Below are 15237 nucleotides of genomic sequence, written 5' to 3' on the forward strand. Positions count from 1 at the left end.
GAATGTTTACGGAGGTTCTAAATGATTCGCTTTATTAAACTTAAAGAAGAGCATCTTGAGCAAGTTCTGGAATGGAGAACACAGGAAGATGTTACGAGATTCATGAATACTGATATTGAAAAAGATATGGAAAAACAGAGAGCATGGTTTAGAAGAATTTCGAGTTCTGAAACGGTTGCCTATTGGATAATTGAAATAAAGGAAAAGCCTGTAGGCGTAATTTCTTTGAATAATATAGATTTTGTGAATAAAAGGACGAGCTGGGGCTTTTACATAGGAGAAGAAAAGTATCGCTTATATGGAGGAATTATACCTCCATACTTTTATAATTATATATTTTCAAAGTTCGAGTTTCATAAAATCACTGCAGAAGTGATGGAAGGAAATCATAATGTTATGAAGTTGAATATAATGCATGGTTATAGAATGGTTGGTGTGTATAAAGATCATATTTTAAAAAATGGTTCTTACTTTGATTTGAATTTATTGGAGCTTCAAAAAGACGATTGGTTAAAACTAAATAAATTCCAAAAGTATGTTTGCGAATTTGAAGAGTAAAAATATAGAATTGGAGAATAAATAAATGGATAAATTATTATTAATAATTAATGAAATGCGAGAAGAATCAGGATTTGAATTAATTGAATCTTTAGAAGCTACTATGGATTTAAGAGAAGATTTACAACTTGACTCTTTAATGTTAGCGGAATTAACAGTAAGAATTGAAGATGAATTTGATGTAGACATTTTCGAAGACGGCATCGTTCAAACAATTGGTGAAATCATCGTTAAAATTGAAGGGAAATAATATGGAAAATGTTTTTTTAATACATAATGATATTACTTATACCTATCAGAAATTGCTATTGGATTTGAATAACAAGGAATTTGAAACACCTTATTTATATGTGAAGGACAATCACCCCTACGATGTTTTCTTAGGTATTATACACAGTCTGCTTTTTGACTATCCAATCGAAGTGTTAGACGGAGATTTTTCTGAAAAAGAGATAAGTGAATTAGGTATTGTTGTACATGCGTTAACATTGAAGACAAAACTGAAAGAACACCTCAATCTTCAGAAGTTAGATGAAGTCATGCAACGAGTGAAAGATATAGAAAACTGGCAATTAACTCTATATACATCAGGTACAACTGGGCGTCCTAAAAAGATGAGTCATACTTTCCAAACACTTACAAGAAACGTAAAAATCCATAAGAAGTTTGAAAATGATATTTGGGCTTTTGCCTATAATCCTACTCATATGGCTGGGTTGCAGGTGTTTTTTCAAGCATTTCTCAATCAAAACACATTAATTTATATGTTTGGTGAGTCAATGAAGAAGATACCAGCATTAATTGAGGAATATCAGATAACTCATATTTCATCTACGGCAACTTTTTATAGAAATGTTCTTCCTTATGTACAAGGAAATATCTTTTCAAAGGTCAAAAGAGTGACATTTGGTGGGGAAAAATTTGATTTACTTTTAGAAGGTAAGTTAAAAGCTGTTTTTCCAAATGCTAAGATGATTAATATATATGCATCGACTGAGGCAGGTAGTTTATTTACAGCACAAAGAGATACTTTTGAAATTAAGCTGGAGCATCAACAGTGGGTGAAAATTACAGCACAACAGGAATTATGTATACATCATTCTTTACTTGGACATTCAAAGTCTCTATCACTGGATAGTGAATGGTTTCACACTGGAGATCTTGTTGAATTGGTTGATGAAACACATTTTAAGTTCCAATCACGTCAGTCGGATATGATTAATGTAGGAGGCTACAAAGTGAATCCGCTCGAAGTAGAGAATATACTAATGCAAGTTCCAGGTGTTATCGATATACTTGTGAAGTCTAAAAAGAATAGTGTTACGGGTGAGCTTCTTGTTGCGGACGTTATCAAAAGTGAAGAAACAGATGAAAAAGAGTTGAAAAAAGTATTAAAACAATTTGCAACTACTCATTTACAAGAGTGGAAAGTTCCACGCATTATTAAGTTTGTAGATGAACTGCCTAGTACAAGAACAGGAAAGAGGGTCAGAAAATGAAGTGGATTATTGTGACTGGTGATTCAAGAGGAGTCGGGAGAGAAATTGTTCATCAAATACTAGCTGAAACAGACTTTGGCGTTATTGGTATTAGTCGTTCAAGTGAAGAAGCTGCGGGCGAGTTGTTAGCAAAATACCCAAGCCGTTACAAACCACTTTCTTATGATTTAACGGATGTAGATGGTGTAAAGCAATTATATATGGAAAAGATTCGTAAAATAGGACCAATCTACGGGCTTGTTAATAATTCAGCAATGGCCTATGACGACATTGTTTCGAACTTAAATGTCCAACAATTGCAGATAATGTTCCAAGTGAATGTATTTGCAGCTATGCATTTATCGAAGTATGCAATTAGAGATATGTTATTACATAAAACGCAAGGTTCCATCGTACATATATCCTCTATCAGTGCTCATACGGGATATAAAGGTTTGAGCATGTATGCAGCATCAAAGGGAGCAATAGAGGCATTTTCTAAAAATACTGCTAGAGAATGGGGTAGCAAAGGAATTCGTTCTAACTGTGTTGTACCAGGTTTTATGGAAACGTCTATGAGTACGACATTGACAGAGGATCAAAAAGCACGTATTTATCAAAGAACATCTTTGAAAAAGGAAACGGATATTTCGAGTGTAGCGAGTACAGTGCTTTTCCTACTTTCAGATCAAGCAAGGTCGATGACAGGTACAGTTGTACATGTCGACAATGGAACAATATAATAAAGATTTTCTAAGTGAACTTAGGATGTGATTATTTGAAAACAATAGTTATTATTCAAGCAAGAATGGGGTCATCTCGCCTACCTGGAAAAGTTTTGAAAGAACTTGGCGATGTAGATGTACTTACATATGATATAGAACGATGTCGAGCAATCAAAGGAGTTAGTGAAGTGATTGTTGCGACCAGTAATTTACCGCAGGACGATGCAATTGCAAAATGGTGTGAAATAAATCAAGTAGCTTATTTCCGTGGTTCTGAAGACGATGTACTTGATCGTTATGTGCAATGCGCTAAAATGTATAAGCCTGATTATGTTATGCGTGTTACATCAGATTGTCCCTTTGTTGATTATGAAATGGCAAGTGAGATTGTTTCACTAATGGATAAAGTGCAGAAAGACATTGTATTAATGAATGGAGAGCTTCCACGTGGTTTAGCGATTGAACTCATTTCCTATGAGGCATTATTACGAATATACGAAATGGCAACTGAATCACGCCATCGTGAGCATGTGACTTATTATGCATATGAATTTCCTGAAGAATTCAATGCGGTTACATATAAGGTACCTACAAATCGAATAGCACCTGAGCTACGTATCACATTAGATACTACAGAAGACTATGAGTTAATTATGGCAGTTGCCAACCATTTTAATAACCCGTTAGTATCAAGTTCAGAGGTTATTAGCTATTTAAGAGAAACACCTAATGTCGTTAAATTAAATGCACACATTGAACAAAAGCCGGTGATTTAATGAAAAAAATAATTATCCGTACCGATGCATCAGTAGACATTGGAAGCGGTCATGTTATGCGCTGTTTAACAATTGCTCATAATTTAAAGCAAGAAGGTTGTAATGTTAAATTTTGGATGGTTTCGCATATTGGCAATTTGATAGATTATGTTGCACAACATGACTATGAAACTATTGCAAAGGCTGAACATGCAGATCTTTATATTATTGATCATTATGAGATTGATATGGAATGGGAACAACATATTCGTCCTTATACAAAAAAACTAATGGTGATTGATGATTTAGCAAGAGCACATGATTGTGATTTATTGCTAGATCAAAATGTGGTGCCAAACTTTGAAGACCGTTATGATGAGCTCGTACCAAAGCATTGTATCAAATTATTGGGCCCAAAGTACTTAATTATGCGTGAAGAGTTTATTAAAGCCCGTCAGCAAATTCGACAACGCAATCAAGATATTCGGCGACTTCTTGTATTTATGGGGGGAACTGATCCAACCCATGAAACGCTAAAAATATTAACTGCACTCGAAGAATTGACATTTGCCCATGTAGATGTTGTTGTTGGCAATGGAAATGTCCATAAAGAAGAAATTGAGCAAATTTGTCGTGAACGTAATTACCATTATCATTGTCAAATTTCTTATATGGCACAGCTTATGCAGCAAGCGGATTTTTCCATTTGTACAGGTGGAAGTTCAATGTGGGAGCGCTGCTATGTTGGACTCTCATCTTCAAGTACTATAGTTGCTGAAAATCAGCTCATTACAACTAACTATGCAGATCAACTTGGGGCAGTCATTAATTTAGGATGGTATGAAGATGTCACAGTAGATAAGTATAAGCATTTGTTAAATGGGTTGGGCGATATAGATGTGGAGCGACATGAAAAAATTGGTTTACAATTAACTGCCACACCACAACCAAATGCTTGGTTATCACACATAATGGAGTTGTTAGCATGATTAAAATTGGACATAAAGAAATTGGCAAGCATGCAAAGCCTTTTATTATTGCAGAAATGTCTGGCAATCATAATCAATCATTAGAAAGAGCTTTGCATTTAGTAGATTTAGCAGCTGAAGCTGGAGTGGATGCGTTAAAGCTACAAACGTATACACCTGATACAATTACATTGGATGTTCACACAGGTGAGTTTTTTATTCAAGACGATGCGAACCTTTGGAAAGGGAATTCCCTATATAATTTGTATAAAGAAGCATACACTCCTTGGGAATGGCATGAGGCAATTTTTAATCGTGCAAAAGAACATGGATTACTAGCTTTCAGTTCACCTTTTGACGAAACAGCTGTCGATTTTTTAGAAACTTTGAATGTACCTGCTTATAAGATTGCATCCTTTGAAAATGTTGATATTCCATTAATTCGAAAAGTTGCTCGCACTGGTAAACCAATTATTATTTCTACTGGTATGGCAACAGCAGCAGAGCTTGATGAAGCGGTTCGAGCTGCGAGAGCTGAAGGAAATCATCAAATTGTATTATTAAAATGTACAAGTACATACCCTGCTACACCTGCAAACTCTAATTTAGCCACTATACCTCATATGCGAGAGTTGTTTGGTACTGAAATTGGTTTATCAGACCATACGATTGGTGTTGGTGTATCGGTTGCTGCAGTAACTCTTGGAGCAACTGTTATTGAGAAACACTTTACTACCTCTCGTTCCGATGGTGGAGTGGATTCAACATTTTCTATGGAGCCAGAGGAGTTAAAAATGTTAGTAGAAGAAACTGAACGAGCATGGCAAAGCTTAGGACAGATTCAATATGGGCCAACTGAAACAGAAAAGGATTCTACTAAATTCCGACGTTCTTTATATATAGGGGAAGACTTAAAAGTAGGCGACGTATTATCAGAAGAAAATCTTCGAAACGTTCGTCCAGGATTAGGTTTACCGACAAAATATTATGATTTAGTGCTAGGAAAAACTGTAAAGAAAGATGTTAGGAAAGGAACACCTTTAAGTTGGGAGTTATTACTTTGAATGAATTAAAAGAAATGAATAAATTACTTACTTAACTTTTTTTAAAAATGTATGAACAGGATTACAGGAGAAGTGTTCGAGAAACTATTCATATCTTACAAGAATATGTTTCACCTGAAATGGAAGGTAATAATAGGTACAGAAGTATTTGATTGGGATGCTCCTAAAGAATGGGGGATAGGTGAACATGGTATGGCGAATAACGAACTCAATGGCACAATTGTAGCAGCATTCTTATTTAATCGTCTTGAAATTGGAAGAATAGAGAGCTTATTTATCGATCTAGAAGAAATTGATCGTATAAATTTTATTCGACATTTTTCAGATTTAGATGAAGCAGGGCAGTGCCATTTTGTAGGACATGAAAATGGACAACTTGAAACACCAACTGTAAATGTTACTTTAAAACAATTAAAGGGGTTGCTTAGTTGTTTCAAAATCATTTGATATGGCTATTAGTTACGAAGTACATAAGTTATCCTACGAGTTGTTAAATGTTTTACCAAAGCATTTATGGAATATTCATGGTGGACTTTCACCTTAATATAAAGGAAATATGACACTATTTTGGCCATTTTTTATGTTACGAACAAATTGGGCAGGTATGACAGTACAAAGATTATCAGCGCGTTTAGATGTAGGAGATATTGTCCATCAATCAATTTCAAATTTAGATTATGGAGATGAACTTCATGATGTTGCTTGTAAAGCGGTAGTCCAAGATACGAAGGATATATCGACCATTTTGACGACAATATCTCTTGACCAAGTAGTGTATCATCCATAAAAAGGAAATAGGGAACTATAGGTAGGTAACGATTGGACGCCTCAACTTCTACGCTTTGTTTTACAATCTATATAACAATGATCTAGTAGACCAGTTTTTAGACGGCAAAATTCCGAAAATCGACCATCCTATTATTTCTGCTTTGAGAAATGAGGAATAGATATGAAAAAATTACCAGAATTTCTTTCCTATGGTCGTCAATCGATTGATGAAGACGACATACAGATTGTTATAGAAACATTACGCTCACCTTTTTTAACACAAGGACCAAAAATTCAACAGTTTGAGCAGGCAATTGCTGATTATGTTGGAACTCAATATGCAGTTGCATTTTGTAACGGAACTGCAGCGCTTCACGCAGCCTGTTATGCGGTAGGGATAGGTGTTGGAGATGAAGTTATTACATCACCAATTACTTTCGCAGCCAGTGCCAACTGTGTGCGTTATATGGGAGGAACGGTTGTCTTTGCAGATATTGATGCAAAGACTTACAATATTAATCCTGAAGAGATAAGAAAAAAGATTACATCAAATACAAAGGCAATTATTCCAGTGGATTTTACAGGTCAACCAGCGGACATGGATGCTATCATGGAAGTCGCACGTGAACATAATATAGTTGTCATTGAAGACGGTGCTCATTCTCTTGGTGCTGAATATAAAGGAAAAAAAGTTGGTACACAGGCAGATATGACAATGTTTAGCTTTCATCCCGTTAAGCCAATAACGACAGCTGAAGGCGGTATTATTGTAACGAATAATGAGGATTATTATCGTAAATTACAACTATTCCGTAGTCATGGTATTGAGCAAACTGAATTTTCAGCTGATCAAGGTGGTTGGTATTATGAAATGACTGACCTTGGCTATAACTATCGAATGACTGATTTACAAGCAGCACTTGGTTTATCACAAATGACAAAAATTGATAAGTTTATCCAACAACGTCGTGAAATTGCAGCATTTTATACGGAGGCATTTCAAGATATAGAAGGAATTATCGTTCCACAGCAGCAAGAGGGAACTAATTCTGGTTGGCATTTGTATATGCTTCAGCTTGAGGGAATATCTCGTAAGTTTGTATTTGAACAAATGAGATCTTTGAATATAGGAGTTCATGTGCATTATATTCCTGTTTATTGGCACCCATATTATCAGCAATTGGGCTATGAACGCGGGATATGTCCAATTGCTGAGAAGTGGTATGAAAGAGCTTTAACATTACCGATTCATCCAAATATGACAGTAGAAGATTTATCAATAATCGTGTCGAATATTAAAAAATTATTAACACAACCGAAATAAGCAGTAGAACAAACAGCTTACTCTTAAAAGAGTAAGCTGTTTTAACAGGAGTTGACGATATGATTAATTTTCAGCCACTAACTGATCTTCCTATAATGAAAATTTCAGAAAATCCAAGCATGCAGCATTATAATCCTGCTACTATGCAAGAGCTTTTTTCGATTCAAAATGTTGCAAATCAGATAAATTCAGAAGCACAAATTTTCCTAGTTATTGGTGTCGGTGGTTCTTTTCTTGGTGCACGTGCGGTGATTGATGCTCTAACTCCTTATTTCCATACTAATAACGGTGTCGAAATTTTATATGCTGGAAATAATATGAGTGGTGCCTATTTAAAGCAGCTATTGTCTTATTTAGATATGAAGGATGTTTATGTCAATGTTATTTCAAAGTCTGGTTCAACGATGGAGCCAGCGCTTTCCTTTCGAGTTGTGAAAAAATATATGGAGCGACGATATGGTAAGGAGACACGTAAAAGAATAATTGTTACTACTGATGCTGAAAAAGGAATTTTAAAGCAAATTGCAAAAAAAGAAGGATATCGTCAATTTGCCATTCCATCTGAAGTAGGAGGACGTTATTCTGTATTTACACCAGTAGGTTTATTACCAATTGCTGTTGCTGGTATTGATATAGAAGCATTTGTACGTGGTGGAAGACAAGCGGAATTAGATTTTTCTAGTGAGTCGAACAGCGCAGTCGATTATGCGTATAATCGTTATGAATTATATAAACAAGGTTATTCAGTTGAACTGCTTGCCTCGTTTGAGCCAAGACTTAATAAATTGCATGAATGGTGGAAACAGCTATTTGGAGAAAGTGAAGGAAAAGAGCATAAAGGGTTATATCCTTCAACCGTTAACTATTCGACAGATTTACACGCTATTGGACAATTTATTCAAGATGGAAGTCGTATTATGTTTGAAACACTTATTCACTTTGATAGTATCGAAGAAGATATTGAAATCCCTTTTTCTGCTGAAAATATAGATGGTCTGAATTATTTAGCTGGTCGATCAATGAATGAGGTAAATGCAACATCAAAAGATGGGGTAGTACTCGCACATGAAGAAGGTGGCGTACCTGTTATTCGTATAGAATTGCCAAAATTAGATGCATATCATGTTGGATATTTGATGATGTTCTTTATGAAAGCGTGTGTTATCAGTGCTAACTTACTTGAGGTAAATCCATTTGATCAGCCTGGTGTAGAAGCATATAAAAAGAAAATGTTAGAGTTGTTAAAGGAAGATGTGGTGAAGGTTCGTGCATAAAGAATTATATGAATTATGGCGGCAAAAAGCTGATTGTATGTATCAAGATGAACTGCTAGAAATCGCTAATAATAAACAAGCGATAGAAGATCATTTTTATCAATTAGTTCCCTTCGGTACAGGAGGGATGAGGGGAAAGCTAGGAGCTGGCACAAATCGTATCAATATTCATACGATTCGTTTAGTAGCTGAAGGATTAGCTCGTCAAATTGAATGTCAGGGAGAAACAGCGAAAATAAGTGGTGTTGTTATTGCGTATGATACACGACATTTTTCACAGGAGTTTGCATATGAAACAGCAGGAGTTTTGGCTGCACATGGTATACAAAGCTATGTATTTAGTGAAAGTAGACCAACCCCTGAATTAAGTTTTGCTATTCGATATTTATCGGCTTATGCTGGAGTAGTCATTACAGCAAGTCATAATCCTAAAGAATATAATGGTTTTAAAGTTTATGGACAAGATGGAGCACAGTTAACTCCTCAATTTGCAGATGAAGTCTTAGAACATATGAAAAGTGTAGAAGATATTTTTAATATTCATTCTCTCACAAAGGATGAACTATTTACATCGGGTTATTGCATTGAGATTCTAGAAAAGTTGGATGATGCGTATAATGCTGCTCTTAAAACGCTTGTTCATACCAATAAAAAAAAGGATGTAAATATTGTCTATACTCCTTTACATGGTGCAGGTCTTTTACCAATAAAACGAGCACTATTAGAAGCAGGTTTTACGAATGTACATATTGTTAAAGAACAAGCTGTTCAAAATGGTAATTTTCCAACAGTTAGTTATCCAAATCCAGAAGAAGAGTTAGCCTTTGAAATGGGAATATCTTTAGGGAAAAAAGTCGGGGCGGAATTGATAATAGCAACAGATCCAGATGCAGACCGTCTTGGGATAGCAATATTTAATGGTGATTATTATCAGCTATTAACAGGAAATCAGCTCGGAGCTTTATTATTAAACTATATACTTTCTACAATGAAACAGGCAGGAACTTTACCTTCAGACGGGGTAATGTTAAAAACAATCGTAACATCTGAGTTAGGGACCGCTATCGCAGATAGTTTTAACATACAAACAGTAAATACATTAACAGGTTTTAAATTTATTGCAGAAAAAATCACGGAATATGAAATCTCAGGTGAGCATTCATTTTTATTTGGATATGAAGAAAGCTATGGATATCTTGCAGGAAGTTTTGTGAGAGATAAAGACGCGGTACAAATTGCTCTCTTAACGGCTGAAATGACCGCTTATTATAAAGAGCAAAATCTATCACTGTTAGATATTTTAAATTCTCTCTACCATAAACATGGGAACTATCAAGAAAAATTATTGTCATTTACGTATGAGGGAGTAGAGGGACAGAAACGAATAACTAATATTATGGAGCACTTTAGAAAAAACAGATTTATCAAAATGGCTGGAATAAAAGTTAATGCTACAGAAGATTACAAAGTCGGTTATAGATACCTTACTAATGGTGAGAAACAAGTATTATCATTACCAACTACCGATGTCTTAAAGTATAAATTAGAGGATGGATCATGGATATGTATTCGACCTTCTGGAACAGAACCAAAATGTAAGATTTATATTGGAGTCCGAAAGGAGAACAAAACAGAAGCAAACGAAGTCTTAATTAATATAGAAGAGTTTATGCGTAAAATTATTAAGTGAAATTTTCAAACTAATAATCATAGAATTCAGGCTTAACTGTCTGAATTCTTTTTTTGTATTGGCAATTTGTTTTATGAAAAATGAATCTTATACATAAAATCGAAAGCAATTGTTTACCAAAAAACGTGAAACAATACAAAATACTTCCGATAATAATGGTAAGCAATTGAAAAGTTTAGGAGGTTGAGTTAAATGCGTATTGTATCGCAAGGACAGTCAATTGATACGATTACTGCACCAACTAATACAAAAGCAACAAATGTGCAGGAAAATATGACGCCTAATGTTTCGATGGAAACATTCTCAAACTCAATGGTAGAAAAAACAGCAGCAGAGGAAGTTCAAGAAATTTCAAAGGATAAACTACAACAAGCAGTAGATGTTGTAAATGAATTTTTGGAAATTAATGACAGTTCCTCTAAGTTTGTTTATCATGAGGGTTTGGAACGTTATTATGTAACAATCGTAAATCGTGATACCGAAGAAGTAGTAAAAGAAATACCACCCAAAAAAATACTAGATGCATTTTATGAAATGCAAAAACTTTTAGGTATGATTGTAGACGAAAAAATCTAAGGGTAAATTAGGAGGAACAAGAAATGGTAAACAGAATTGGCGGTTTAGCCTCAGGGATGGATATTGATGCTTTAGTAGCAAAGTTAATGCAAGCTGAAAAATCACCTCTTATCAAATTACAACAGAAAAAAACTACGTATGAATGGCAACGAGATGCGTATCGAGGAATTAATACAAAACTTCAAACATTTGATAAGTATATTGCGGACAATTTAATTTTAAAAAGTATGAAATCAAAAACAGCTGCGGTTTCTAACAGCACATATGCTTCTGCTACAGCAACATCAAGTGCTTCCGGCACGCTAGCACTTGAAGGTGTGTCACAACTTGCAGCTGCAGCGCGAGGCCTTGGTGATCAAAAAAATGCTACTGCGAATACGAAGCTAAGTGAACTTGGCATCAGTAACGGTGTAATAAAGCTCAACGCTATAAAACCAGACGGAACGATGCCAACAGAGGGTACTGAAATTGTTATTGATGAATCTATGACAATCTCGAAGTTTGTGGAAAAAATTAATGATAGTAATGCGGGTGTAAGTGCATTATTTGAAAACGGTCGCCTATCTATTACTGCAAAGAATACAGGTGATAATAAAAATGGGGCTGAGGTTCAAGTCACTGCTGGAGCAGATGTTTTTGGTAAGCTTGGATTTACGTCGCTTATTGGACAAACTTCTGGTGATTTAGCGCAAGGTGGAAAGAATGCAATTTTCCAAGTGAACGGCATTGCTACTGAGCGTGCTTCAAACACATTCAATATTTCTGGCTACAATGTTACGTTAAAAGAAACATTTAACGCTGGCGGAACGATAAATTCTCTGTTAACGTTGTCATTTAATGAAAGAATAAATGCTGCAGATGATTTAATCACAAAAGAGTCAGCTTTTAATACTAAAAAAAGTGCTTATGAAAGCGCCCAAGCTAATAATGATGCAGCTAGAGCTAAATTCTTAGATAGTTTAACAGGTGCCCAGAAAGGAATTTACTCTAATCTTTCCTTAGAAACTAGACCTGTTTTAGCTGAATTAGATTACAGTCAAGTTACAAAGCTTGCTACTATAGATTTTACAGATGAAGCAGCTGCAAGAACGGCAATTGCAAATCTTTCTGAAGCAGATGGATTTACGCCAGCTTTAAAAGAAGCACTAGGCAAAATGAACATTGGTGATTTAAAAGAAATTTCTGAGTTAACAGAAGCGGATTTTAATGCAATATCTGATGTTGCAAAATTAGAAAAAACATTTAATGTTTTGAATAAGCAAGTTTTAAAAGATCTTTCAGGTTTAGGTGCAGATATTGCAACTGCACTTACAGGTCGGGATTTAACAGTTGATGATCCATTTGCTGATTTACCTGATGGCCCTTTAAAAGATAAGTTAAAATCATTAGATAAAGGAACACTTAAGGCTTTACAAGATTTAAGTGGAGTCGAAATTGAGAATCTATCGGCAGCAGCTGATGCACAAATTAAATTAACAACAGCACATAATGAATCTATACAAGCAGAGACAGCATTAAAAGCGGCTCAAACGAGAAATGACAATGCAGAAGCAAGCTATAAGCAATTATATAAAGAGAATATTTTTAAAGGGGATGAAGCTGATTTTGAGGCAGCTTATCAAAATCATATTGCAAATGATACGACACCCCCACAAATAACTGCTGATCCATCGACAGTTTCTCCAGTTACCATTACATCTACTACAAACGTTGATGAAATGATGAATAAGATTAAAGAATTCGTTACTACTTACAATGGCCTAATTAAGGATTTGAGCGAACAAACGAAAGAAACTAAATATCGTTCCTTTGCACCTTTAACAGATGAACAAAGAAAAGATATGTCAGAAAACGAGATTAAACTTTGGGAAGAAAAGGCGAAAAGTGGATTATTACGTAGCGATACTATTTTAAGAAGTGGACTTGCTAGTATGCGTGCATTGGTTTACCAAGAAAATCCATCCGTTTCAAATCCAAAATTTAATACACTCTTTAATATAGGCATTACGACAACTAAGAACTATAATGATGGTGGTCAATTAGAAATTGACGAAAAGAAACTACAAAAGGCACTTGAAGAAGATCCAGATGCAGTAGCAGCATTATTCTCAAATCTCGATGGTAAACAAAAAGATAAGATAACTGTAACTGATAAAGATGGAAATATTACTACTAAAGAAGCAGATACTCGAGGATACTTACAAAAATTACGTGGTGCGATGGATAGTTTTAAGATTGATATAGAGAAAAAAGCGGGACGTGCGTCAGCTACAGAGCAAACCTACTCAATCGGTAAAAACATAGTAGATACAAATAAACGTATAGATACTTGGCAAGAAAAACTTAAAGATATTGAAGCTCGCTACTGGAAGCAATTCTCAGCTATGGAACAAGCGATAAATAAAGCAAATTCGCAATCAAGTATGTTCATGCAAGGATTAGGAGCATAAGGCTTTTAATAAAGCTAGAGTGGGAGAATTATATGCAACCAATAGAACAACTACTGCAGGTTTCTGCTAATCTATATAAACTTTTAGGGGAAATCCCAGAAGAACGTGATAGCTACATTGAAAACATTAATGCAATGTTGGATAAGCGTGGAATTTTTATTAAACGCTTGCAGGAAGAGAACTTTAAGTTCGATGCTCAAAATCGTGTTCATAATACCTTGCTCGAATTAGATAATGGCATCAAAAAACGATTAGCAGCTGTTATGGATGCAGTTAAACAAGACATGGCAAATCTACAAAAAACGAAAAAAAGTGAAGAGCAATACTTCAATCCCTATGCGAATGTTCGTGTGATGGATGGCATGTATTATGACAAAAAGAATTAACATTTTATCTATATTCAGCTTGGTGGAAGCTGCAAGCTGAATGGAAGATAGAGTCCCGGCGGATGTCAGGAATTTTAAAAGGAGTGAATTGTGATCACACAATTCAAAATCCCGACACAATTACGCCGAGGCGTAATTGATCACATAGCTTTTCTTCGTAAAATGGTTTAAACTAGTAAATAAGTAACCTTTCAAAGGAGTTGTCCTTTATTGGCAGCAAATTTAACAGCACAAAACGCATACAAACAAAATAGTGTAACCACTGCTTCTCCTGGCGAGCTGACGTTAATGCTTTATAATGGATGTCTGAAATTCTTGCATAAGGCGAAACAAGCTATTCAAGAGAAAAATGTCCAAGAAAAGAATACAAATTTGATAAAGGCTCAAGCAATTATTGCCGAACTAATGTCAACACTCAATATGGATATCGAGATTTCGAAACAAATGCTACCTCTTTACGAATATATGAATCACCGTTTAGTCGAAGCAAACATTCAAAATGATGTAGCCATTATCGAAGAAGTAGAAGGATTGGTGACGGAATTCCGCGATACGTGGAAGGAAGTTATTCGCATTAATCGACAACAGCAATTCGGTCAGGGAAACAGCGGACAAATTTAGACACCATTAGAGATCATCAACCAAGATGGTCTCTTTTTTCATCTGCTAGAAATTATCACTAAATAGTCATAAATTAGGCTGTTCAACGGTAAAATATGTTACTTATTCCCCTAGCTGTAAGATGGGCGTCGTGTCATAATCAAAGCAATATAAATGTTTAACAATATACTGGGGTGGGAATATGATTTTTAAGCGTCAAGAAGGTTTCCGATTTAAATTTGAGGAGCCTGTTCAAATAACTTTTGCTGTTTATGAAAATGGGCGAGTTAATCATGGGCAGACGGCTATGGCTGAATTGCTGGATATTAGTCCGCGTGGGTTAAAGATGTATACGGAAGTGGATTTAGGTGTGAATCCTCCACCATTGGATATCCATTTTGTGCTTGATACGCAAGAGGTGCGGGCCTATGGTGAAGTGATTTGGAGTCGTCCATTTGGTAGTGGTAAGCAATATGGCGTTTATTTTAATGATCAAGGGCGTGTTGAAGAGTTGATTGTAGATGAATTAAAGCTACGACGTAAAAAGGAAGCGGCAGAAGCGAAAAAGCAAAGCCAATATTAATTTTATAAAAGTTTTTTGTAAAATAAAGAATTATTTTA

At 35.2% G+C, this 15237-nt stretch carries 17 protein-coding genes; all 17 read left to right on the forward strand.

Annotated elements, in window-relative coordinates; all coding sequences use genetic code 11:
* Window positions 1–21: 21 nt before the first annotated feature.
* The 17 genes from pseH to MKX57_RS03315 all read left to right on the forward strand — a co-directional run bounded on the left by pseH (window position 22) and on the right by MKX57_RS03315 (window position 15199).
* A complete protein-coding gene (gene pseH, locus MKX57_RS03235) occupies window positions 22–558 on the forward strand; it encodes a UDP-4-amino-4,6-dideoxy-N-acetyl-beta-L-altrosamine N-acetyltransferase (protein WP_342550775.1) in 537 nt (178 codons plus the stop codon).
* A gap of 25 nt (window positions 559–583) precedes the next feature.
* Entirely contained in the window at window positions 584–808 is a 225-nt protein-coding gene (locus tag MKX57_RS03240) for a phosphopantetheine-binding protein (protein WP_342550776.1), read from the forward strand.
* Between the two features lies 1 nt (window position 809).
* Window positions 810–2057, forward strand: coding sequence for a class I adenylate-forming enzyme family protein (locus MKX57_RS03245; protein WP_342550777.1), 1248 nt, complete (start codon window positions 810–812; stop codon window positions 2055–2057).
* Window positions 2054–2779 carry an SDR family oxidoreductase gene (locus tag MKX57_RS03250; protein ID WP_342550778.1) on the forward strand — a complete coding sequence of 242 codons (726 nt, stop codon included), beginning with the start codon at window positions 2054–2056 and terminating at the stop codon, window positions 2777–2779. Before MKX57_RS03245 ends, MKX57_RS03250 begins: the two co-directional genes overlap by 4 nt.
* 35 nt (window positions 2780–2814) lie before the next feature.
* Window positions 2815–3537: a glycosyltransferase family protein gene (locus tag MKX57_RS03255; protein WP_342550779.1), complete on the forward strand. Its 723-nt coding sequence runs from the start codon at window positions 2815–2817 to the stop codon at window positions 3535–3537.
* Window positions 3537–4505, forward strand: a complete 969-nt coding sequence (gene pseG, locus MKX57_RS03260) for a UDP-2,4-diacetamido-2,4,6-trideoxy-beta-L-altropyranose hydrolase (protein WP_342550780.1) — start codon at window positions 3537–3539, stop codon at window positions 4503–4505. Before MKX57_RS03255 ends, pseG begins: the two co-directional genes overlap by 1 nt.
* On the forward strand, window positions 4502–5548 hold the full coding sequence (gene pseI / locus MKX57_RS03265; protein ID WP_342550781.1) for a pseudaminic acid synthase: 1047 nt from the start codon (window positions 4502–4504) through the stop codon (window positions 5546–5548). Before pseG ends, pseI begins: the two co-directional genes overlap by 4 nt.
* A 192-nt stretch (window positions 5549–5740) precedes the next feature.
* Entirely contained in the window at window positions 5741–5995 is a 255-nt protein-coding gene (locus tag MKX57_RS03270; RefSeq protein WP_342550782.1) for a hypothetical protein, read from the forward strand.
* Between the two features lie 109 nt (window positions 5996–6104).
* A complete protein-coding gene (locus MKX57_RS03275) occupies window positions 6105–6335 on the forward strand; it encodes a hypothetical protein (RefSeq protein WP_342550783.1) in 231 nt (76 codons plus the stop codon).
* Between the two features lie 162 nt (window positions 6336–6497).
* Window positions 6498–7640 carry a UDP-4-amino-4,6-dideoxy-N-acetyl-beta-L-altrosamine transaminase gene (pseC, locus tag MKX57_RS03280; RefSeq protein ID WP_342550784.1) on the forward strand — a complete coding sequence of 381 codons (1143 nt, stop codon included), beginning with the start codon at window positions 6498–6500 and terminating at the stop codon, window positions 7638–7640.
* 59 nt (window positions 7641–7699) lie between these two features.
* The gene (locus tag MKX57_RS03285; protein ID WP_342550785.1) at window positions 7700–8914 is read left to right on the forward strand and encodes a glucose-6-phosphate isomerase; all 1215 of its coding nucleotides are present in this window, start codon (window positions 7700–7702) and stop codon (window positions 8912–8914) included.
* Window positions 8907–10604 carry a phospho-sugar mutase gene (locus MKX57_RS03290; RefSeq protein WP_342550786.1) on the forward strand — a complete coding sequence of 566 codons (1698 nt, stop codon included), beginning with the start codon at window positions 8907–8909 and terminating at the stop codon, window positions 10602–10604. Before MKX57_RS03285 ends, MKX57_RS03290 begins: the two co-directional genes overlap by 8 nt.
* A 192-nt stretch (window positions 10605–10796) precedes the next feature.
* Window positions 10797–11180, forward strand: a complete 384-nt coding sequence (locus MKX57_RS03295; RefSeq protein WP_342550787.1) for a flagellar protein FlaG — start codon at window positions 10797–10799, stop codon at window positions 11178–11180.
* A gap of 23 nt (window positions 11181–11203) precedes the next feature.
* Window positions 11204–13630, forward strand: a complete 2427-nt coding sequence (gene fliD, locus MKX57_RS03300) for a flagellar filament capping protein FliD (RefSeq protein WP_342550788.1) — start codon at window positions 11204–11206, stop codon at window positions 13628–13630.
* A gap of 32 nt (window positions 13631–13662) precedes the next feature.
* On the forward strand, window positions 13663–14016 hold the full coding sequence (locus tag MKX57_RS03305; RefSeq protein ID WP_342550789.1) for a flagellar protein FliT: 354 nt from the start codon (window positions 13663–13665) through the stop codon (window positions 14014–14016).
* Window positions 14017–14226: 210 nt separating this feature from the next.
* Entirely contained in the window at window positions 14227–14637 is a 411-nt protein-coding gene (gene fliS, locus MKX57_RS03310; protein ID WP_342550790.1) for a flagellar export chaperone FliS, read from the forward strand.
* 181 nt (window positions 14638–14818) lie between these two features.
* The gene (locus MKX57_RS03315; RefSeq protein WP_008178814.1) at window positions 14819–15199 is read left to right on the forward strand and encodes a PilZ domain-containing protein; all 381 of its coding nucleotides are present in this window, start codon (window positions 14819–14821) and stop codon (window positions 15197–15199) included.
* The last annotated feature ends 38 nt before the right edge of the window (window positions 15200–15237 follow it).

The organism is Lysinibacillus sp. FSL M8-0216, assembly GCF_038595555.1.
In the GTDB taxonomy this organism is placed as follows: Bacteria; Bacillota; Bacilli; order Bacillales_A; family Planococcaceae; genus Lysinibacillus; species Lysinibacillus fusiformis.